The organism is Halanaerobium saccharolyticum subsp. saccharolyticum DSM 6643, from assembly GCF_000350165.1.
Taxonomy (GTDB): domain Bacteria; phylum Bacillota; class Halanaerobiia; order Halanaerobiales; family Halanaerobiaceae; genus Halanaerobium; species Halanaerobium saccharolyticum.
The window spans coordinates 689,204-710,628 of record NZ_CAUI01000023.1 but is presented as its reverse complement, the minus strand read 5'-3'; the positions used below and the strand labels follow the sequence as shown (position 1 = coordinate 710,628).

Here is a 21,425-nt window from a genome sequence, read left to right as displayed (position 1 = left end):
ATGACTTTAAGAATTATGCATACAGGAGATGTACATTTGGGAATGAAGTTTAATCAATATCCACAGATTAGTACAAAACTTGAAAATGCAAGATATCAAGCTTTAGAAAATGTAATTAAAGAGGCTAACAAAAGGAATGCAAATTTATTAGCTGTAGCAGGAGATCTTTTTGATAAAGTAAATATTAAGCAGGTTAATATAAAAAGAACAGTTGAAATTCTGGATAAGTTTTCAGGTGATGCGGTTGTCATTTTACCTGGAAATCATGATTATAGTGATGGAATCAGCAAACTTTGGGATCAATTTAAAAAGGAAATCAAAGGTAGAATGCTGATTTTAGAGGCTGAAAAAATTTATAACCTTGCTGATTTTGCTGTACCTGCTGTTGTTTATTCTGCCCCATGTGACAGTAAACTTTCTGCTCAAAATAAAATTGGATGGATTAAAAATTTAAAAGATAGACCAGAAGCTAAATACCATATAGCTCTTGCTCATGGAGCACTTCAGGGGTTTTCTCCAGATTTAAATGATAATTATTTTCAGATGAATAAAGATGAGTTATTAGATATTAAAATGGATCTCTGGCTTTTAGGTCATTCTCATCTGCCTTATCCTGAACAAAAGCAGGTAACTAATCAAAAAATATTTAATAACGGTACTCCTGAACCAGATGGTATGGACTGCAGTCATCCTGGTTATGCCTGGTATATAGAATTAAGTGAAAATAAAGCTGGCGCTAAAGAAATAAAGGCAGAGAGAGTTAAAACAGGAAACTATCATTTTTCAGATTTAGAAAAAGAAATTTTAAGTGAATCTGATTTAGAAAAATTAGTTAATAAGATCCTTGAAAATAAGCCTGAAAATAAAATTTTGCGCTTAAAAATAACAGGAGAATTAACTAGAACAGAGTTTAATAATAAGGATGACTACCTAAGAGAATTAAGGGATAACTGTTTTTATGCTAAAATAGATCAAAGTAATTTAAATATGAAAATAGATAGAGAAATAATAGCAGAAGAATTTGCTGAAAGTTCTTTTCCTTATCAACTTTTAACTGAGTTAGAAGATAATAATCAGGCTCTGCATTTAGCCTATAAAATGCTGAAGGAGGTCCAGGAGTGAAAATAAAGAGTTTTGAAACTGAAATTTTTGCTGGAATCAATAATAGAAGTTATCAATTTGAAGATGGTTTAAATATTTTATTAGGAGCCAACGAAGCTGGCAAAAGTACTATAATCAATGCAATTTATGCCTCATTATTTATTAAGCCACAGATTAAATTAAATACAACAGAAGGTCGGGAATTTAAAGAAAAATTTTTACCCTATCCCGATGGAGATTTTGCAGAAGCAGAATTAAAAATTGAAGTTGATAATTTAGATTATAAATTTTATAAAAAATGGAGCAACAATAATTATGCAGGGTATCTAGAATTAGCTGATGGCAGAAGAATAGAAAACCCAAAAAAAATATTAGAATATAAAAAAGATATTTTACCTTATGCTAAAAGCACATATAATAATATTGTTTTCAGCAGTCAACAGGATATAAAATCTACTTTAGAAAGAATAAATTCTGAGCAAAACCCTGAATTGATTGACACCATTAATTCTTTTTTAAGAAAAGCAGTTATGGAGTTAGATGGTATTTCTATTGATAAATTTCGCAGCAAATTAGAAGCTGAAATTGAGCAGCTAAGTAAAAAGTGGGATTTGGATTCAGATTCTGTTACTAACAGTGATCGCGGAGTTAATAATCCTTATAAAGTTGGAACCGGTAAAATTTATGATAGCTATATTGCTAAAGAAAAACTAAGACAAAAACTTAAAGAAAGCAAAGTAAATGAAAAAAAGTTTGAAGAATTGGGAGCTGAAATTAAGAAATTAAAAACAGAAGAAAAAGCGTTAATTGAAAAAATTGAAGAACTTTCTAAAATAGAATCTGAAATTAATCAGCGGGCAGCTCTTGAACTGCAAATAAAAAATATCAAAGAAGAAAGCAGGCGCTTAACTGAAATTTCTAAAAAATGGCCTCAACTAAAAAATGACCTTTCAAATTTAGAAAGGGAAATGGAAAAATTAAATAAAAAGATCACTAATTTAGAATCAGAAAAAGTTAGAGCAGAAAAATTAGAAGAAAAAAAGAAACTAGAAAAAAGACTAAATAAAATTAAATTATTAAATAGTGAATTAAACGAATTAAATAAAAAGATTTCTAAAATAATTATAGATAAAGCTAAAGTTGAAAAATTGGAAAAATATAAAAATAAGATAACAGAAAGTAAAGCAAGTCTTAAGGCTTCAAAATTAAAAGCAAAAATTAATTTTTCTGCGGCAGAAGAAATAAATATTATAAGTGGAGTTGAATCCGAGAAAAGTGTTTCTGAAGGAGAAATAATTGAAGCAGAAGGATATATCAGAATTAAAACAGATCAAATTGATATTGAAATTGAATCTGCTGAAATAGATTTTCCAAATTTGAAGCAAGAATTTGAAGAAAATCAACAGGAATTTATAGATTTGAAGAATAAATTAGGGGTTAATAGTTTAACTGAGGCTAGAGAAAAGTTAACTGAATTAAATGATCTTAAGCGAAAGGTTAAAGAAAAAGGAAATAAAATTGAGGAAATTTTAGGAGCAGATAAGATTGAAGATTTAGAAGCTAAATTAATTAAATTAAAAAATCTGGACACTGCAAGAAAATTAGAAACTATTACTTATGAATTAAAAAAATTAAATGATGAAGCTGCAGAATTAAAAACAAAAATTAAAATTATGGAAAGCAAACTAGATGAATGGATAGAAGAATATCAAAGTTTAGATCAGCTTAACTTATCATTAACGCAGAAAAAGAAAAAACTAGTAACTCTAAAAAACAAATTAGACGAATTAGCATCTCTACCTGAAGTTTATGATAGTTCTCAAGCTTTTATAGCTGATTTAAAACAAAAAAGAGCAAAAAGAGAAAGTATAAATCAAGTGTTGAGAGAAAAAATAGAGCAGCATAAAGATTTAGAAAACATTTTGCCGGAAGCCAGCAGTAAAGAAATGGAAAGTGAGTTAAGAGAATTAAAAAATGAATTTAAAAACTTAAAGCAAAAAGCACATAGTTTAAATAAGATAAAAAAAGTTTTTGAAAAGAAACTTAAAGAGATGGATCAAGACTCTTTTGCGCCTTTAGTCAAAAGTTTTAGTAAAAATTTGCAGCAGTTAACAGTTGGTAAATATAAAAGAGCAATAATTGAAGATGATTTTTCTGTCAAGCTGCAGTCTGAGCAGAAGAGAGAACTGCCTGGTAATTTAGATTTGTTATCTTATGGAACTTATGATGCGGCAGCATTGGCATTAAGATTTGCTATTTTTGATAATTTATTCAGTGATTATGGAGGTTTTATAATTTTAGATGATTGTCTGGTCAATCTAGATCCTCAGCGCCGAAAAAATGCAGTTGATTTAATCAATCAATATCAGCAAAAATATCAAATAATATACACTACCTGTGATCCCGAGAGAGCAGATGAATTTGAGGCAAATATAATAAATATATAAGATAATTAATATCTAAAAAAAGCAAAAAAAAAATACCAATATAGCCCATAAAAAATAATTAGGCAAAAAAAAATCAAGGTTCTGACGAATCTTCCTCGATCTCCTGTTTACAGTTTGTCTTTTTACTTTTCTTATTTTTTCGTTTTATTTTAGATTTAGTCCTCCATTACTATCTTTGATTTGCTCAAAGTTATCATTAAAGAAAGCGATCCCTTAACAATTTCTTTTTACTTACCATTAATAGTAACTTCTTTGGAATTGATCATCATCAAACTTAATTAACACCTGATCAATTTTGATGTTCCTTTGAACTTCTTTCTAAATCTTAAATAAACTTACTTAAATAAGAATTTCAAAATACTACTTGTAAACATTTAATCTTAGGACTTCCTCAGAACCTTGTATATATATTATAGCTTTCTTATATATAAAACGCAAGGTCGAAAAATGTCGATTAGATAATAATAGATATAATTATCTTCTATTTTTAAACAAATACTATTTAATGCGCTAATTTTCAGAATATAAAAAGTATTTAAATTTAAATTTCTAAGTTAGATTGTTTACAGTAAATTTATTTAATGCTAAACTTAATATTAAGAGGGAGGAAAGCAAATGAAAACAATCGGTTTAATTGGTGGCATGAGTTGGGAATCTACAGCTGATTATTATAAAATATTAAATAGGGAAGTTAAAGCAAGATTGGGAGAACCACATTCTGCAAAAATAATTATGCATTCAGTTGATTTTGCAGAAATTGAAAAATTACAGTCAGCAGGTGACTGGGATAAATTAACTAAAAAAATGATAAATATTGCTCAAAAAATAGAATCAGCAAAAGCAGATATAATTTTGATCTGTGCAAATACAATGCATCAGATGGCAGCTGAAGTTCAGGCAAATATTAAGATTCCTCTGCTGCATATTGCAGATACTGCTGCCGAAAAAATAGAAGCTGAATCTTTGAAAAAAGTTGGACTGCTGGGGACTAAATATGTGATGGAAGGTTCTTTTTATAAAAATAAAATTGAAGATAATTATGATATTGAGGTAATCATTCCTGATTCAAAAAACAGAGAGGATGTTCATCGAATTATATATCAGGAACTTGTTTCTGGAATTTTTAAAAATGAATCTAGACTCAGATTTATAGAGATAATTGAATCTTTAAAAGAAAAAGGGGCTGAGGGAATTATTTTAGGTTGTACAGAAATTCCTTTATTAATTAAAGCTAAAGACAGCAGCTTACCTATCTTCAATACAACTGAATTACATGCTAAAAAAGCAGTTCAATTTGCCTTAGATTAATTTTTGCCATAAAATAATTTTTATTTTAAGTTAATAATAGTTAAATTTTATTGAATTCATTGGTTATATAATAGATTTTAAACTTTTAGAAAGAGGTGAGATATATGTTTTCTAATAGATTAATAGCTAAAGCAATGGAATATTCTGCTCTAAAACATCAAGGAGGAACCCGTAAAGGTGGTGATATACCTTATATTGTTCATCCATTTGAAGTGGCTATGATTTTAAAAGAAAATTCATTTGATGATAAAGTGGTAGCAGCTGGTCTACTGCATGATCTTTTAGAAGATACTAATGTTTCTAAAGCAGATTTAAAAGAAGAATTTGGAGCAGAAATACTTGATCTTGTTTTATCTGCTTCAGAAAAACTTAAGGGTAGAGAAGATAGAAGCTGGGAAATACGAAAAGAACAAACAATTAATTATCTCAAACAGGAAGCAAGTTTTATCAACAAAGTAATTGCTTGTGCAGATAAGCTTAGTAATGCGCGCAGTATTTTAAGAGATTTAGAGAAAGAACCAACTGATTTCTGGCAAAGATTTAGTGCTCCTAAAGAAAAGCAGAAGTGGTATTATCAGTCTTTAGTAGAGAGCTTAAAAGAACTTGAAGGCTTAAAAATGTATGGAGAATTTAAAAAAGTAGTAGCAGAGATTTTTGATTAAATTTTATAATAAATTCTAAAACTAAATTTTCAATTAAAAACCCGCTTCAGATGACTCTAAAAAAGAGTGATACTAAAGCGGGTTTATTATTAATATTTTTTACATATAAACAATATAGACCAATAAACCGTGCATGACAGCAAGAACAATTGTAATATAGGCAAATATTTTGTGGAGTTTCATGTTTAATCTGGGATTTAAATTAAATACTTTTCTGAAAAATTTAGTCCCCAGTAAAAAAGTTATTAAAAGTGAGCTAAGAGCACTTATGCCTAAAGGAATAATCCACTGCCCCATAGTGACCCCCTTTATTTAAATTAGAATCTCAATTTATTTAATAACTTAATCTAGAGTTATTTCAGTTTCTCTGCTGCCAAATTTATTGCATTCGGCATTTAAACTAATAGTATCTCCAGATTTTGCTCCAGGAATCATATAATGCAAATATTGAACATCATTATTAGTCTGCATAATAAAGTCCTGTTCAATATGACGATTACCATTTAAATATACCTTTACATTGTTTATAAAGTGATCACTATTATCACCTGAATTGTGTGGGACAGTTACTTCAAGCATCTTATTTTCCATATTAAAATTCATTTCGATATTTCCCGGAGGATGAGCATAAATACTGAGAGTTAAAACAAAGACCAGAATCATAGTAATAAATAATACTTTTTTCATAATTAATAACCCCTTTCTAAATTTTAGTGATAATTAATTGTCTAAAAAATTCTCCATACCAGTCAACAAGTCATCTCATATTTTGCTTATAAAATCTGTAACTATATTATTATAATTAAACATTATAATAGTAATTCCTGCATTACAAAATTTAATTTTTAAAAAGTATCTTATTTTACTTGACTGTAATTAAAAAAGGTATATAATGTGAATATGGTTAAAAACAACCTATAATATTATAAGTAAATAAGAAAGGATGATAATCATGAAAAATGTTATGAAAAAATCTGCAGGTGCAGGTGCAGCTGTGGGTGCTATTTCAGCCTATGGTGCTTTTTTAGTTCAAATGTGGACATAATTTATACAACTCTATAATTAAATAATTTATATCTTTAAGACCCAACATTAATTTGTTGGGTCTAATTTATTTTTAAGCACGGATTCCTTACTCTAAGCCTGATTTTTCTGTTTTTAAAAAGGAATTTTATAGAAGACGTTGAATTATTAATAAAGTACAAGTTTTAAAGGGGGATAAATAGATGTGGAATCGTAAAGAGCTCAAAGAAAAGGGTAAAATAAATTTAAAAGGGTTTTATTGGAACTCTTTTTTGGTAAGTCTTATTTTAATTATATCAGGGGGAAGCCATAATAAACTTGATTTAGGTGGCTCCAGCGGTAGTACTGGAACTACTAATGGTACTGATGATTTCACGTTAAAAATTGCTTTTTTTGCTTTGCTTGTCTTTTTGATTTTTTGGATTTTAAGAATATTTTTAGGTTATATCTTAGAAGTAGGAGGCAGAAAATATTTTATTGAGTTAAGTAGGGGTAATTCTAATCTTTCATATCTTTTAAAATATTTTAATAAAAAAAATTACCAAAACATAGTTACTACTCTATTATTTAGAGGCATTTATATTTTCTTATGGACTCTGTTATTAATTATTCCCGGGATTATTAAGATGTATGAATACCGATTTGTTCCCTATATTTTGGCTGAAAATCCGGAACTAAATCATAATAGAGTTCTTGACCTCAGCAGAGAAATGACTGCTGGAGAAAAAATGAATATATTTATACTCGATTTATCATTTTTAGGCTGGTTTATCTTAGGTGCACTGTTTTTTGGAATAGGGATATTATTTGTACAGCCTTATTACGACTCAGTTAATGCTGAACTTTATTATAAATTGAAAAAAAATGACTATTAAAATAATGTCTAAAAATCTATAATTAATCTTTAATATTAAATCAATACTGCATTTATTTGGGGGGAATTAATATGGCAAATAGAAAAAAAGTAAATGAAGCAGTTAAATGGTATGAAAAAGAGAGACATAAATATTTGAATTTAAAAGCAGAAGTAGAGGTTATTTTAAGAGAAGCTTTAAAAGAAAATGATATAACTTTTCACAGTATAGAAAGCAGAGTTAAATCTGTTAATAGCTTTAGAAATAAAGCCCTGCGTGAAAAATATGAAAATCCAGTTAAGGAGATAACTGATTTAGTTGGGATAAGAATTATTACATTATTTGAAAAGGAAATTCATCAAATAAGTGATATTATTAAAGATTTATTTAAAATTGATTATGAAAGAAGTGAAGATAAATCTGATTTACTTGATGCTGATAAGATGGGTTATAAATCAATTCACTACATAGCAGAATTAAGTAGTGATAAAATAGCTGCTACAGAACTTGAGGGCTTTGCAGGAGTAAAATTTGAAATACAAATTAGAAGCATTTTACAGCATGCCTGGGCAGAAATCGAACATGATCGCAATTATAAATTTAAGGGTAAACTTCCCAAATACCTACAGAGGCGATTTTATGCACTGGCCGGTATGCTGGAAATAGCAGATCGAGAATTCAACACACTTTCAGAAGAAGTAGAAAATTTTAGAAAGAATGAAGAAAAATAATAAGAAAGAAGAATAGTAAAGATAGTTTTTTTGCAAAGAAATTAATTTAGGAGGTCAATTGTGACTCAAAAAATAGTTTTAATAACTGGTGCTTCTAGTGGTATTGGTCGCTCTACTGCAAAAAAATTTTTAGAAAAAGATTATATAGTTTATGGTGCCGCCAGAACTGAAGCAAAACTACAATATTTAAATAATTATGAGAATGGTCATTATATTTTAATGGATATTACCGAAGCTGAGATGAGAGAAAATTGTATAAATGAAATTATAAGTCGAGAAGGAAGAATTGATATTCTAATAAATAATGCTGGTTATGGAGCCTATGGCGCTGTTGAAGAAGTCCCTTTAGAAGAAGTGAAAAGACAATTTGAAGTAAATTTATTTGGTTTATCAGAATTGACAAAATTAGTAATTCCAAAAATGAGAGAAAATAAGATGGGAAAAATTATCAATATATCTTCTATTGCGGGTAAAATATGGACTCCTCTTGGAGGTTGGTATCATGCCAGCAAATTTGCTCTTGAAGGTTTGAGTGATTGTCTTAGAAATGAATTAAAAGAATTTGGGATTGATGTTATTTTAATTGAACCAGGAGCAATTGAGACTAACTGGGCTAAAACAGCTGGTGAAAATTTAATGAAAACTTCAGGAAACGGTATTTATCAAAAACATGCTCAAAGAAAAGCTTCAAAATATAAAGAAATGTATGGTGATCATGGGATGGCAGCAGAACCAGCTGTTGTTGCTTCAGCAATTATAAGAGCAGCTGAAAGTTCTCATCCTAAAGCGAGATACGCAGTTCCAACTCATGCAAAACTTATTATATTTTTTCGCTGGCTGCTTCCTGATCGAGTCTATGATTTTTTTACCAATAAGTTTTTTTGATAATTCTTTCATTAATGATATAATAAGTAAGTGAGAGAATTTTAAGAAGGAGCTGTTTTTATGGACGAAGATAATATTCAAAGACTTGAGTATGCTGGTAAAGAGATAATTTTAATTCCAACTGCTCATATTTCCAAAAAGAGTGCGGAACAGGTTAAAGAAGTTATAGAAACGGAACAACCTGACAGTGTTTGTGTTGAACTAGATGCAGAAAGATACAGTTCGATTAACGATGAAGATAAATGGAGTGAAATGAATATTTTTCAGGTGATAAAACAAAAAAAATCTTTGTTATTACTTGTTAATTTAATTATTAGTTCTTTTCAGAGTCGAATGGCTGAAAAATTAGGTATTAGTGCTGGTGAAGAAATGAGACAGGGTATTGAATCTGCCAAGGAAATTGGGGCAGAATTGGTACTTGCTGATAGAAATATTCAAATTACTTTTAAAAGGGTCTGGCGAGGTTTAGGGCTTTGGGAAAAGTTAAAATTGATTGTTCAAATAATTTCTATGCTATTTGTAGACGAAGAAATAACTGAAGAAGAACTTGATGAATTAAAAAATGGTGATGCTTTAAATATGATGTTGGAAGAAATGGGAAAATCATTTCCTGGTATTAAAAAACATTTACTTGATGAAAGAGATCAATTTTTAGCAAATAAGATAAAAAATGCCTCGGGCGATAAAATTGTTGCAGTTTTAGGTGCAGCACATGTACCAGGAGTTAAAAAGGAAATTTACAAAGAACAAAATTTGTCAAAAATAACGGAATTACCGAAAAAACCTAAATGGGGGAAAATATTTTCCTGGGGAATCCCAGCAGTAATTTTAGTTATAATAATTTCAAGTTTTATTAATAATATTAGTACAGGAATTGAAGTTACTAAGGCCTGGATTATCTGGAATGGATCTTTATCAGCTTTAGGTGTACTTTTGGGTAGGGGCCATATTTTAACTATATTAACTGCTTTTGTAGTGGCACCTTTAAGTTCTTTAAATCCAGCGCTGGCAGCTGGTTGGTTTGCTGGATTAGCAGAAGCTTATCTGAAAAAACCGCAGGTTAAAGATTTTCAGAAACTTTCTCAAGGTATAAGTATTAAAGAAATTTATACGAATAAGGTAACACATATACTCTTAATTGTTATTTTAGCTAATTTAGGAAGTGTGATTGGGACAGCTGTTGGTGGAGCCAGTGTAATTCGAACCTTTCTGGAATTTTTCAACTTTTAATTTGATAGTAAAAAATAAAAATTATCATAAAAAAACTCTTCTCAATTACGAGAAGAGTTTTATGATTTAATAGCTTAAATAATTTATCTGAAATTGTTTAAGGTACTAAAACAGTATCGATAACATGAATAACACCATTGCTTGCTTCAATATCTGTTGTTGTAACCTGAGCATCATTTATATAAACCATACCATCTTTAATTGAAATTTCAATGTCTTCTCCAAGTACTGTTTCTACCATTGCTCCATCCATTTCTAAAACATCTTCTGCCATTACTTTGCCGGATACTACATGGTATAAAAGAACATCTGTTAGCTGTTCTTTATCAGCTAATAAGCCATCTAAAACTCCTTCTGGTAGTGCTGCAAAAGCTGCATCTGTTGGTGCAAAAACTGTAAATGGTCCGTCCCCTTTAAGAGTTGATATTAATTCAGCTTCAGTAAGTGCAGTTGCTAAAGTATTAAAATCATCTGCTTCTAAAGCTACATCTATTACATCAGGTCCCCCACCATGTCCATCAGCTAAAACCATTAGATTAAGAGAAAAAATTAATGCCAAAACCATCACTAAAGAAACCATCATCTTGGAATTAAATAAAACTTTTTTCATTTGAATTTCCTCCTTATTATTTGTCAATTATATTGTGCTAAACTTAATATAGCACAACTTAATATTTTTGTCAACAGTAATGATTATTATTTTCGATAATTGTATCTTTGACTACATTATATCAATTTTAACTATAATTTTTCTCGAAAGGTCGACAATTTAATAACTCCTTGATATAATGTTTAATAATAGAGAATATAGTAGAAAGAGATATAAGATCATAGGAGGGTATAAAATTGCTTAAATTAGGTATTTTAGGATTAGGAACAGTTGGTAGTGGAGTAGTGAAGATTTTAGAAAAAAATGCTGAAAATATTAAAAATAAGGTTGGAACTGAGGTTAAAATTATAAAAATATTGGTTAACAACCTTGATAAAGAAAGAGATATTGAAATTGATAAAAATTTATTAACTGACAATGCTGAAGACATTATTAATAATCCAGAGATTGATATTGTTGTAGAATTAATTGGTGGTGAACAGCCAGCATATGATTATATTATGCGGTCAATAGAAAATGGTAAAAGCATTGTAACAGCTAATAAACTTGTAATTGCAAAATATGGGAAAAGAATATTTAGAAAAGCTGATGAAAATGATGCACAGGTTTGTTACGAAGGAAGTGTGGCGGGAGGACTTCCAATTATAAGACCGCTTCAGAATTCCCTCGCTGCTAATAGAATAGAAAAAATTTATGGTATTTTAAATGGAACCACAAATTATATTTTAACAGATATGAGTAAAAACAAAAAAGACTTTGATGAATCATTAAAAAATGCTCAAGATCTTGGTTTTGCAGAAGCAGATCCCAGTTCAGATATAGATGGTCATGATGCAGCTTATAAAATAACTATTTTATCTTCGCTTGCTTTTGAAAGATTTGTAGATGTGAGAGATGTTTATGTTGAGGGTATTAGAGAGATTAAAAGTACTGATTTAGAGCTGGCACACGAAATGGGATATGTAATTAAACTTTTAGCAATTGCTAAAAATGGAAATGATGGTGTAGATATCAGGGTTCATCCAGCTTTTATCCCTGAAGATCATCCGATTGCTATGATTAATGGTACATATAACTGTGTTTATCTCCATGGTGATGCAGTTGGTCAGGTAATGTCTACAGCTAGAGGCGCAGGCCAGATGCCTACAGGAAGTGCTGTAACTGCTGATATTATTCAGGTTGCAAAAGATATTAATTATAATCAGCGCGAAGTTCAGAGAATGGATTCATTTTTAGAAAGTAATGTAACGAAGATTGATGAAATAGAAAATAGTTTTTATCTGCGTCTTGAAGTTGAGGATAAACCTGGAGTTATGGCTCATATTGCTAAAATTTTTGGTGACAATAATGTTAGTTTGGCTTCAGTTCTTCAGAAACAAAAAGATAATCCGGTTGTACCTTTAGTTTTTATTACTCATCATGTTAAGGAAAAAGATTTGGAAAAATCATTAAATGAAATTAAAGAGCTGGATGATGTAATTGAAATAAAAAGTGTTATCAGAGTAGAAAATGATATTTAACTTTTAGCTGAATTCTGGAGGCTCCTTTTATGAAAAAGATAGTTTTGGTATTTCTAATGATTTTAATAATTTGCAGCAGTTTAGTATCTGCAGTAGAATTTACAAAAGAAGAATGGCTGCAGGATCTCAATTATTTAGAAAAAGAGCTGCCTGCCCGTCATAAAAATTTATTTTTCAAGCTTAAAAAAGAAGAATTTAAAAGTGAATTAGAAAAAATCAAAGCTGATTTACCAAAACTTTCTAATCTTGACATTAGTTTAAGATTGGCAGAACTGTTTACTAAAATTGGAGATAGTCATACTGCTGTTGATAATACTCGGTTTTTTAAAAAATATTATCCAGTTTATTTTAAAAAGTTTGCTGATGGCTATCGAGTTAGAGCAGTAGATAAAAAATATAAGGAGATTTTAGGGGCAAAATTAATTTCAATTAACGGTTATAGTCCATCAGATTTAAAAAATAAATTTTCTTCACTAATCACAGCTGATAATCAATATGCGTTAGAATATAAACTCACTTCATTTCTAAATTTAAAAGAAGTTTTAAGTTATTTAGAGATTATTGATCAAAAAAATGAGTTTATTTTTAATGAAGGTGATAGTCAGCTTAAAATTTCATTTGCAGCAAAAAATATTGAAAATATTTATAAAAATGCTGATGATTTAATTTATCTAGATTATCAAAATAATATTGCCCTTTCAAATTCAAATAAATTATTTTGGTCTAAGTATCTAGAAACAGAAAAAATATTATATTTCCAATATAATAGCTGCTGGAGCAGAGAGTTGGCAAAAAAACATAAGCGGCCTAAGCCAGAATTACCATCTTTTTCTGAGCAAAAAAATAAAATCTTTCATTCTATTGAAAATAAAGAAATTGAAAAATTTGTAATTGACTTAAGACATAATTCTGGAGGAGACTCAAGGCAGGGGACTCAATTTGCAGCTGAATTAAATAAATACAAAGATCAATTTGATACTTATGTTATTATTGGCCCTAATACATTTTCATCAGCAATAATCAATGCTCTTGATTTTAAGAATCAACTTGATGCTTATTTAATTGGTACAGCTACTATGGGAAAACCTAATCATTTTGGAGAAGTAAGGGCTTTTAATCTTCCTAATACTGATCTAAAAGTTAGTTATTCCACTAAATATTTTAAATTACTCGAAAATATTGACCCCGATGCTCTTTATCCAGATATTACTGTAGAAACAGGATTTGAAGATTTTTTAAATGGTAGAGATACAGTTTTAAAACTAATTACTACTATAGATTAAATTGAGGAGTGAGAAAGTGGATACTAAAGATTGGTTAATCAGAGATTTAAAAGAAGATTGGCTTGAGGAGAGAGCAGTTAGAGTAGAAGAGGTTAACAAAATTGGTAAAAAATATTATAAACAATATGATATTAAGCAGGGGCTTAGAAATTCAGATGGGACTGGAGTAGTTGTTGGCTTTACTAAAATTGGTTCAGTTCACGGCTATACTTATTGTGATGGGGTTAAGACTTCCATTGAGGGGAAACTATTCTACAGAGATATAGAAATCGAGGAGTTAGTAAAAAATACAGGAGAGTTTGGTTTTGAGAGTATAGTTTATCTATTATTATTTGGGGAAATGCCTGATGAGGAAGAATTGAAGAAATTTAATGCGATTTTAGATGGTTTTAGAAAATTACCGACACATTTTACTGAAAATACAATTTTGAAAAGTCCTAGTAGAGACGTAATGAACAAACTTCAGCGAGCAATACTTGTTCTTTATTCTTATGATGAAAAGCCTGATTGTCTTGATATTGATAGAATTTTAATTCAAAGTTTAAAGTTAATTGCCAGATTTCCAACAATTATATCTTATGGTTTTCAGGCTAAAGCACATTACTTTGATGATCAGAGTTTATATCTACATAATCCGAAAAACGAACTGGGGACAGCTGCTAATATCTTACATATGATTAGAGCTAATAATGAATATACTCAGCTTGAAAAAGATACACTGGATTTATTGTTAATTTTACATGCTGAACATGGTGGAGGTAATAACTCTGCTTTTACAACCCATGTTGTTTCTTCAAGTGGTACTGATACATATTCTGCTGTTGGCGCAGCTGTGGGGAGTCTTAAAGGACCCAAACATGGTGGTGCTAATCTAAGAGTGAAAGCCATGGTAGATAACATTAAAGATAATCTTGATAATTATTCAGATAAAAAAGAGTTAAAAAAATATTTGAAAAAAATCTTAAAAGGCGAAGTTTTTGATCAAAAAGGTCTGATTTATGGGATGGGTCATGCTGTTTATACAAAAAGTGATCCCAGAGCTGTGATTTTGAAAAGAAAATCAAAAGAATTAGCTGCAGCCAAAGGCAGACTGCAGGAATTTGAACTCTATGATAATATTGAAAGTTTAACCAAAGAAATATTTAAAGAAGAACGGGGAGAAGATTGTGAAATATGTGCAAATGTAGATCTTTATTCTGGTTTTGTCTACCAATTATTAAATATTCCAGAAGAATTATTTACTCCTTTATTTGCTACAGCTAGAGTTGCCAGTTGGTGTGCTCATCGAATTGAGCAGTTAGTTAGTGACCATAAGATAATTCGTCCGGCATATAAGTCATTGAAAAATGAAGAAAAATGTACAATTAGATAAAAAGTATATTTCAGAGGTGAATTTGATGAATAAATACATAACAATCAAAGGGGATATTATTAAGTCCAAGAAGGTTGATAATTTTAGAGAAGTCTTTGCAGAAAAAGTTGATAGAATAAATTATCCTGAGGCTGTAATAAGTAAATTTGAAATAGTTAAGGGAGATGAAATTCAGGGAATATTTAATGAAAATTTAAATCTCATTGATTTTTTAAGAGAGTTAAGAGCAGTTTTATTACCATTGAAAATAAGGTTGGCAATTACTATTACTGAAGTTGAGCCTGGTAAATATCCTGAAAATAAAAAAGACCTATTTAATGAAACTGAAAAGATATTAGATTTCATTGGTCAAAATAGAAAATTCAAAAGTTATATTTCAACAGATAACGAATTAATAAATAAAAGTTTAAATAGTGCACTACTTTTAATAGATAAAATTAAATTCTCCTGGCATCAAAAAGAATGCTTAATATATAATAACTATGCTCAAAATAAAAATCTCGAATTTTTAGAAGAAAAATTTGATTGTGAGATACATAAATTAGAAAAATTGGCAGACAACTTAGCTTTTGACGAATTATATATAACCGAGCATAATTTAATGGAAATTTTAAGTGTTTTTATTAATAATTAAATATATGGAGGCATTAAAATGAATAGACAGAGAATTGATCAGAAAAATTTAGAAGATTTTTCGACTTATTTTAACAAGAGAGAAAACAGTGAAATTATTGCCAATGCTGTAATTAAAAATGGGATTAACGACACTGCTCTTAATAATGAATCTGTTAAAAAAATGCATTATGATTTTTCGGAAGAAATTGATGTTGGTAAGGTAACTAATCAGGAAAAAAGTGGTCGCTGCTGGATGTTTGCGGCTTTAAACAATATCCGTTATAGTATTTCCAAGGATTTAAATATCAAGGACCATGATTTTGAATTATCAGAAGCCTACACAATGTTTTGGGATAAACTTGAAAAAGCAAATTATTTTCTAGAAAATATTATTTCAACAGTAGATCTTGAACTTGACAGCCGCCGAGTAATGTGGCTTTTAAATGAACCAACAAATGATGGTGGTCAGTGGGATATGTTTACAGCATTAATCGAAAAATATGGAATCATACCTAAATATACAATGCCAGAAAGTTATCACAGCAGTAATTCTCGGTACATGAATAAAATTTTAAGTTTGAAATTAAGAGATCTGGCCAAAAGTTTAAGAAAAGATTTTAAACTAGGGGCAGATAAGGAAAGTTTAAGAGAAGAAAAAGAATCTATGCTGGCTGAAATATATTCTATACTTGCTTACTTTTTAGGTGAGCCTCCACAGGAGTTTGATTTTGAGTATAAAGATAAAGATGGGAAATTTTATCGTGATAGTGGATTAAGTCCGTTAGAGTTTTATAATAAGTATTCTAAAGTTAAGATGACTGACTATGTGAGTATTATTAACGCTCCCACAAATGATAAGCCCTTTGATCAAACTTATACAGTAGAATTTTTGGGTAACGTAAAAGAGGGACAGCAGATTCATTATTTAAACCTGCCGATTGAAAAACTAATTGATTACAGTACAGCCCAATTAAAAGATGGTGAACCAGTCTGGTTTGGCTGTGATGTTGGTCAGTGGTCTGATAGAGATTTAGGAATAATGGATACAGAGTTATTTAATTATCAAGATCTTTTAGACACTAAATTTTCATTAGATAAGGGTCAGCGACTGCAGTATGGAGAAAGTATTTTAACTCATGCGATGGTCTTTACAGGTGTAAATATTAATGATCAGAATCAGGCTGAACGCTGGAAAGTTCAAAACAGCTGGGGAGAAAAAGTTGGTGAAGATGGATTTTTCATTATGAGTAATGACTGGTTTAAAGAATTCAACTATGAAGTAGTTATTAATAAAAAATATTTATCTGAAGCTGATCTAAAATCATATCAAAAAGATCCTGTTGTCTTAAAACCATGGGATCCAATGGGATCATTAGCTAAAAAATAAATCAACTTTATATTTTCAATGACAATTTAAGCTGCTGTAATAATCTACAGCAGCTTAATTAATTTTCTGGAGTTATTATATTTCCGAATTATTATTCTGACTGAGCTATAATTTAATATTTTATAAAAGGGATGAGTTTAAATGAAAATTAAAGAATTTTCAAATAACTTTGATTTAAGTTATGATACTATTCGCTATTATATGAAATTAAACTTGATTAATCCTCAGAAAGTAGGTGGCCATTATGAATTCGATCTGGAAGATCAAAATGATATGGCTGAAATACTAAAATTAAAGGAGATGGAGTTTTCTTTAGATGAGATTAAAGAAATTTTAAGTTTTAAGCGAATAGGTAGGTTGAGCAACTATCAAAAAAACAGCTATTATCAAAATCTCTATCAGGAAAAAATTAAAAAGATAGAAAATAGAATTATTAATTTAAAAGATGCAAAAAAAGCACTAAATACTCATCTAAAAAGATTAAAAAAAGAAAATAATGAGAAACAAAATGATCTCAGTTTAAATTTAAATTCCCTCAATCTCTTTGCCTGTCCAGTTTGCGGTTCTGATTTAACTTTATCAGCAAAAGAAATTGAAAATAACAGAATTCACCAGGGGAGCCTTAACTGCAGCTGTGGAGAAAAGATTCTAATACGTGATGGAATATTATATACAAAAGAAATCTATGATTCGGAAAATAAGGAAGAAATATTTGAAGCAGATTCAATTCATCATATAACTGATTATATCAATGAAACTGATTCTGAATTTATGGATCAATCATATCAGAGTCTAGAGTGGTTGAAAAATAGAATTGATTATTCTAATTTAGAAAGCAAAACCATTTTAGAACCCGGTTCTGGTTATGGACTTTTAATCAGAAATATCTATGATCAGCTTCCTGAAAATGCTATTTATATTTGTGTTGAACATAAGCCAGAATTGAATAGATATCTTAAGTCATTATTAGAATTATCAGCTGCTGGACCGGAAATAATTTTCTTAACAGCAGAACTGCCTAACTTACCACTTAAAGAAAATTCACTTGATTATTTAATTGATTATTCAGGGATTTCGAATTATTCTTTTCATAATCAAGGATTTTTGCCGGAATTATTACTGAAATATTTTAAGGACCATTTTATGATGACAGCAATTTTTATAATTTATCATAAATTTGGAGAAAAAAATATTGTTGCCAGAAATTACAGGGATTATTTTATCTATTCAAATATTAGATCAAAATTAAAAGAAATGAAATTTGAATTTTTAGATGAATATAAATCGGAAATTAAAAAAATAGATACTTCAATAGGGAAATACGAAGAGTTTGCTCAAATTGGAGATCAAATTTATTCCTATCAACTGCACGCTAAAAAGTAGAGTTAACTCCAGTTTTAAATAAATTATTTCTAAAAAAAATTTTGTAAGCTATTGCACTTGTGTTACCTCCAGATTTTATAATTAACTTAGAAAAAAGAGGAGGTAAACAAAATGCTAAAATATCAAGCTAATAGTGACGAAAATAATCTAGAAATTAAAAGTGATAAGAGAGAAGATTTAAATTTAATACTCTTTTTATCTGGTAAAACAATTTCTTTATTTGGGTCTGCCATTTATGCTTTTGTAGTTGGTCTTTATTTATTAAGAACCACTTCTTCTGCTTTTTCATTTGCTCTCAACTTAGCTTTATATACCATTCCTGTTGTTTTATTTAATCCAATTGCTGGTGTAATAGCAGACAGATTTAATAAAAAGATTCTAGTTGTTGGCTCCGATTTGATTAATGGCATATTTCTTTCTCTAATCTATCTGGCTCTAACTAATTTTTCTTTTAATCTATATATTCTTTATTTCAGCACCTTTGTGATGACAAGTTTAACAGTATTTTTTGATATTGCTTTAGAATCAGCCAAGCCCAGTCTGGTTAGAGAATCTGCTCTGGTGAAAATTAATTCTCAAGCTCGGGTTATAGAATCTTTATCTCATATTTTAGGACCACTGCTGGGGGGAGTAATTTATAGTTTTATTAATTTGGAAGGTTTTATCTTAATTAATGCCCTATCTTTTTTGATTTCTGCTCTGATAGAATATTTTATCGACTATCATTATAATCGGCAGTCAGAGAAGGGGAGAGAAGATAATAAAAACTTAGGCACTTTTATTTTTAGATTAAAAGAAGGATTTTATTACATTTTTAGATCAAAAAAATTAAAATCCTTAGTTTATATCTTTGTCGCCTTAAATTTCTTTTTTAACTTTACTCTAATTGTCCCGCTGCCTTATTTAATGAATACAATCTGGAAAATTAATCCTGATAAATATGGTTTAATTCAGGCAGCATTTCCAGTTGGGATGATAACCGGGGCTTTATTAACTGAAAAAATAATGGACCAAATAGGCTACAATATTTTAATCAGAAATATTGCTCTGATTTCAGCAGTTGGAGTAACAGCATTTGCAGTGCCCATCATTCTTTTTCAAAATACTCCCGGTGAAAATTTAATTTTGATCTATTATAGTTTTTTGATGTTTCTTAGCGGTATTTCAGTGGCCTGGATAGATGTGCCGGCAAATGTAATTATTCAAAAAATAGTACCTCATAATATACTGGGCCGAGTTTTAAGTGTTAAAATGAGTATAATTAAGATAATTGTTCCAGCTGCACTACTGATTTCTTCCTTTATGATTAAAGTGCTTGAAGTTGAATATCTGATCATCACTGGTGCGGCAGTCTTTTTAAGCTTTAATCTTATATTTTTTAATTCTAAACTTGGAAAAGAATTCATTAAAAATAAATAAAAATCTTGACTTTATGAACATAATTCATTATAATTTATTTTAGTGAACATAATTCATAAAGTTTTTTTATAATATTATGAACGATATTCATATAATATCTTAGATTAATATAATTTATATAACATAGTTGGAGGTAATAAAATGTACAAAGATGAAAAAACAAGAAAACTTGCTGAAACACCGATACCTAAATTATTGACAGAAATGTCTATTCCTGCGATAATAGGAATGTTAGTCACAGCAGTTTACAATATTGTTGATACAATTTTTGTGGGAAGAATAGGAACTGAAGCGATTGGAGCTGTAACAATTGCTTTCCCCTTATTTATGGTAATATCAGCTATTGGTTTAAGCTTTGGTATTGGTTCAGCCTCATTTATTTCTCGATTATTAGGAGAAGATAATAAAGCAATGGCTAATCGAGTTTCTACAACTTCGATTATTACAACCTTTATTTTAGGTATTATAATGGCAGCAGGTGGTTTATATTATTTAAAACCACTGCTCAGACTCTTTGGTGCAACTGATGTAATTATGCCATATGCAGTAAACTACACTGCTATTATTATTTTGGGTTCGATTTTTACAATGAGTAATATGAACATGAATAATATGGTTCGAGCAGAAGGTAGTGCCAGAATGAGTATGATTGCTTTAAGTACAGGAGCTCTTTTAAATATAATTTTAGATCCAATTTTGATTTTTACTTTTAAGATGGGCATTGCAGGAGCTTCTACAGCAACAGTTATTGCACAGGCTGTATCAACCTTGATCTTAATTGCTTTTTATAAATCGGATAAAAGTGTGCTTGATTTTAAAATAAGAGAATTCAGTCCTTCACTTTCAATATATACTGAAATAATGAAAATAGGAGTTCCAACTTTAATTAGACAGCTTTTAAGTAGTGTTGCAATGACAGTATTAAATAATATGGCTGCTGTTTATGGTGCTGCAGTTGTTGCTTCTGTAGGAATTATTAACCGTGTATTTTCTTTTGGTTTTTTTGTAATTGCAGGATTCACTCAGGGATTTCAGCCGGTTGCAGGTTTTAATTTTGGTGCCAAAAAAATTGAGAGACTTAAGGATTCAATTAAAGTGACAATTAAGAGAACAACCCTTTTTGGTATTTTGTTATTTATTATTTTCTTTTTCTTTAACGGGCAGGTAATCAGTATTTTCAGTCAGGACCCTGAAGTTATAGAAATTGCTGCTGCAGGTTTAAAACTTTATGCTCTTGTTTTACCGCTGCTCGGATTTGCAATAACAATTAATACTTTATTTCAGGCTTTAGGTCATGGAGTTCCAGCAACTATTTTATCTCTATCAAGGCAGGGTTTTTTCTTTATTCCAGCAATCATATTACTTTCTAAATCTTTTGGAAGGCGAGGCTTATTTATGGCACAGCCAGTAGCTGATGGATTAACCTCAATTTTAACAGCAGTACTTTTTATTTATGTTTATCAAGAAATCAAAGAACTGGAAACAGCAGAAGCTAAAAAAACGGTAAAAAAAAGCCAATTAAAATATGATAAAGAAAGTGCTTAACTTACTAGATTATTATCTAAAACTAGATTATTAGCTAAAAAAAGTTTTGG

At 29.5% G+C, this 21,425-nt stretch carries 18 protein-coding genes; 16 read left to right on the top strand and 2 right to left on the bottom strand.

The genetic code is table 11. The features are described 5' to 3' along the window. The 4 genes from HSACCH_RS13410 to HSACCH_RS13395 all read left to right on the top strand — a co-directional run bounded on the left by HSACCH_RS13410 (nt 1) and on the right by HSACCH_RS13395 (nt 5,518). On the top strand, nt 1-1,122 hold the full coding sequence (locus HSACCH_RS13410; RefSeq protein ID WP_005490510.1) for a metallophosphoesterase family protein: 1,122 nt from the start codon (nt 1-3) through the stop codon (nt 1,120-1,122). Continuing rightward, nucleotides 1,119-3,548 carry an AAA family ATPase gene (locus tag HSACCH_RS13405; RefSeq protein WP_005490507.1) on the top strand — a complete coding sequence of 810 codons (2,430 nt, stop codon included), beginning with the start codon at nt 1,119-1,121 and terminating at the stop codon, nt 3,546-3,548. Before HSACCH_RS13410 ends, HSACCH_RS13405 begins: the two co-directional genes overlap by 4 nt. Nucleotides 3,549-4,163: 615 nt before the next feature. After that, nucleotides 4,164-4,856, top strand: a complete 693-nt coding sequence (locus HSACCH_RS13400) for an aspartate/glutamate racemase family protein (RefSeq protein ID WP_005490506.1) — start codon at nt 4,164-4,166, stop codon at nt 4,854-4,856. A 104-nt stretch (nt 4,857-4,960) separates the two neighbouring features. Beyond that, on the top strand, nt 4,961-5,518 hold the full coding sequence (locus HSACCH_RS13395; protein WP_005490505.1) for an HD domain-containing protein: 558 nt from the start codon (nt 4,961-4,963) through the stop codon (nt 5,516-5,518). Between the two features lie 342 nt (nt 5,519-5,860). Here the strand turns inward: HSACCH_RS13395 and HSACCH_RS13385 are convergent, their stop codons facing one another. After that, nucleotides 5,861-6,205 carry a hypothetical protein gene (locus tag HSACCH_RS13385; RefSeq protein WP_005490502.1) on the bottom strand — a complete coding sequence of 115 codons (345 nt, stop codon included), beginning with the start codon at nt 6,203-6,205 and terminating at the stop codon, nt 5,861-5,863. 539 nt (nt 6,206-6,744) lie between these two features. On the opposite strand from HSACCH_RS13385, the gene HSACCH_RS13380 reads away from it, so the two are divergent. The 4 genes from HSACCH_RS13380 to HSACCH_RS13365 all read left to right on the top strand — a co-directional run bounded on the left by HSACCH_RS13380 (nt 6,745) and on the right by HSACCH_RS13365 (nt 10,241). Continuing rightward, the gene (locus tag HSACCH_RS13380; protein WP_005490501.1) at nt 6,745-7,416 is read left to right on the top strand and encodes a DUF975 family protein; all 672 of its coding nucleotides are present in this window, start codon (nt 6,745-6,747) and stop codon (nt 7,414-7,416) included. 71 nt (nt 7,417-7,487) lie between these two features. Next, nucleotides 7,488-8,126, top strand: a complete 639-nt coding sequence (locus HSACCH_RS13375) for a GTP pyrophosphokinase (protein ID WP_005490500.1) — start codon at nt 7,488-7,490, stop codon at nt 8,124-8,126. Between the two features lie 60 nt (nt 8,127-8,186). Further along, complete coding sequence (locus HSACCH_RS13370; protein WP_005490499.1) at nt 8,187-9,011, top strand: oxidoreductase; 825 nt, start codon at nt 8,187-8,189, stop codon at nt 9,009-9,011. A 60-nt stretch (nt 9,012-9,071) separates the two neighbouring features. Then, on the top strand, nt 9,072-10,241 hold the full coding sequence (locus HSACCH_RS13365) for a TraB/GumN family protein (RefSeq protein WP_005490498.1): 1,170 nt from the start codon (nt 9,072-9,074) through the stop codon (nt 10,239-10,241). Between the two features lie 97 nt (nt 10,242-10,338). On the opposite strand, the gene HSACCH_RS13360 is transcribed toward HSACCH_RS13365, so the two are convergent. Further along, complete coding sequence (locus tag HSACCH_RS13360; protein WP_005490497.1) at nt 10,339-10,851, bottom strand: fasciclin domain-containing protein; 513 nt, start codon at nt 10,849-10,851, stop codon at nt 10,339-10,341. Nucleotides 10,852-11,087: 236 nt separating this feature from the next. Between HSACCH_RS13360 and HSACCH_RS13355 the strand changes: the two genes are divergently transcribed. From HSACCH_RS13355 to HSACCH_RS13320, 8 genes are all read left to right on the top strand, one after another. Beyond that, nucleotides 11,088-12,371: a homoserine dehydrogenase gene (locus tag HSACCH_RS13355; RefSeq protein ID WP_005490496.1), complete on the top strand. Its 1,284-nt coding sequence runs from the start codon at nt 11,088-11,090 to the stop codon at nt 12,369-12,371. 29 nt (nt 12,372-12,400) lie between these two features. Next, nucleotides 12,401-13,654 (top strand): S41 family peptidase, encoded by a 1,254-nt coding sequence (locus HSACCH_RS13350; RefSeq protein WP_005490495.1) that lies wholly within the window; start codon nt 12,401-12,403, stop codon nt 13,652-13,654. 16 nt (nt 13,655-13,670) lie between these two features. Continuing rightward, on the top strand, nt 13,671-15,026 hold the full coding sequence (locus HSACCH_RS13345; protein WP_005490494.1) for a citrate synthase: 1,356 nt from the start codon (nt 13,671-13,673) through the stop codon (nt 15,024-15,026). Between the two features lie 25 nt (nt 15,027-15,051). Continuing rightward, on the top strand, nt 15,052-15,660 hold the full coding sequence (locus HSACCH_RS13340; protein WP_005490493.1) for a SatD family protein: 609 nt from the start codon (nt 15,052-15,054) through the stop codon (nt 15,658-15,660). A gap of 18 nt (nt 15,661-15,678) precedes the next feature. Next, nucleotides 15,679-17,028: a C1 family peptidase gene (locus HSACCH_RS13335; RefSeq protein ID WP_005490492.1), complete on the top strand. Its 1,350-nt coding sequence runs from the start codon at nt 15,679-15,681 to the stop codon at nt 17,026-17,028. A 141-nt stretch (nt 17,029-17,169) separates the two neighbouring features. Then, nucleotides 17,170-18,411 (top strand): MerR family transcriptional regulator, encoded by a 1,242-nt coding sequence (locus HSACCH_RS13330; protein WP_005490491.1) that lies wholly within the window; start codon nt 17,170-17,172, stop codon nt 18,409-18,411. A gap of 111 nt (nt 18,412-18,522) precedes the next feature. Beyond that, the gene (locus tag HSACCH_RS13325; RefSeq protein ID WP_005490490.1) at nt 18,523-19,830 is read left to right on the top strand and encodes an MFS transporter; all 1,308 of its coding nucleotides are present in this window, start codon (nt 18,523-18,525) and stop codon (nt 19,828-19,830) included. A 141-nt stretch (nt 19,831-19,971) separates the two neighbouring features. Further along, nucleotides 19,972-21,375, top strand: coding sequence for an MATE family efflux transporter (locus tag HSACCH_RS13320; RefSeq protein WP_005490489.1), 1,404 nt, complete (start codon nt 19,972-19,974; stop codon nt 21,373-21,375). Nucleotides 21,376-21,425 lie beyond the last annotated feature (50 nt).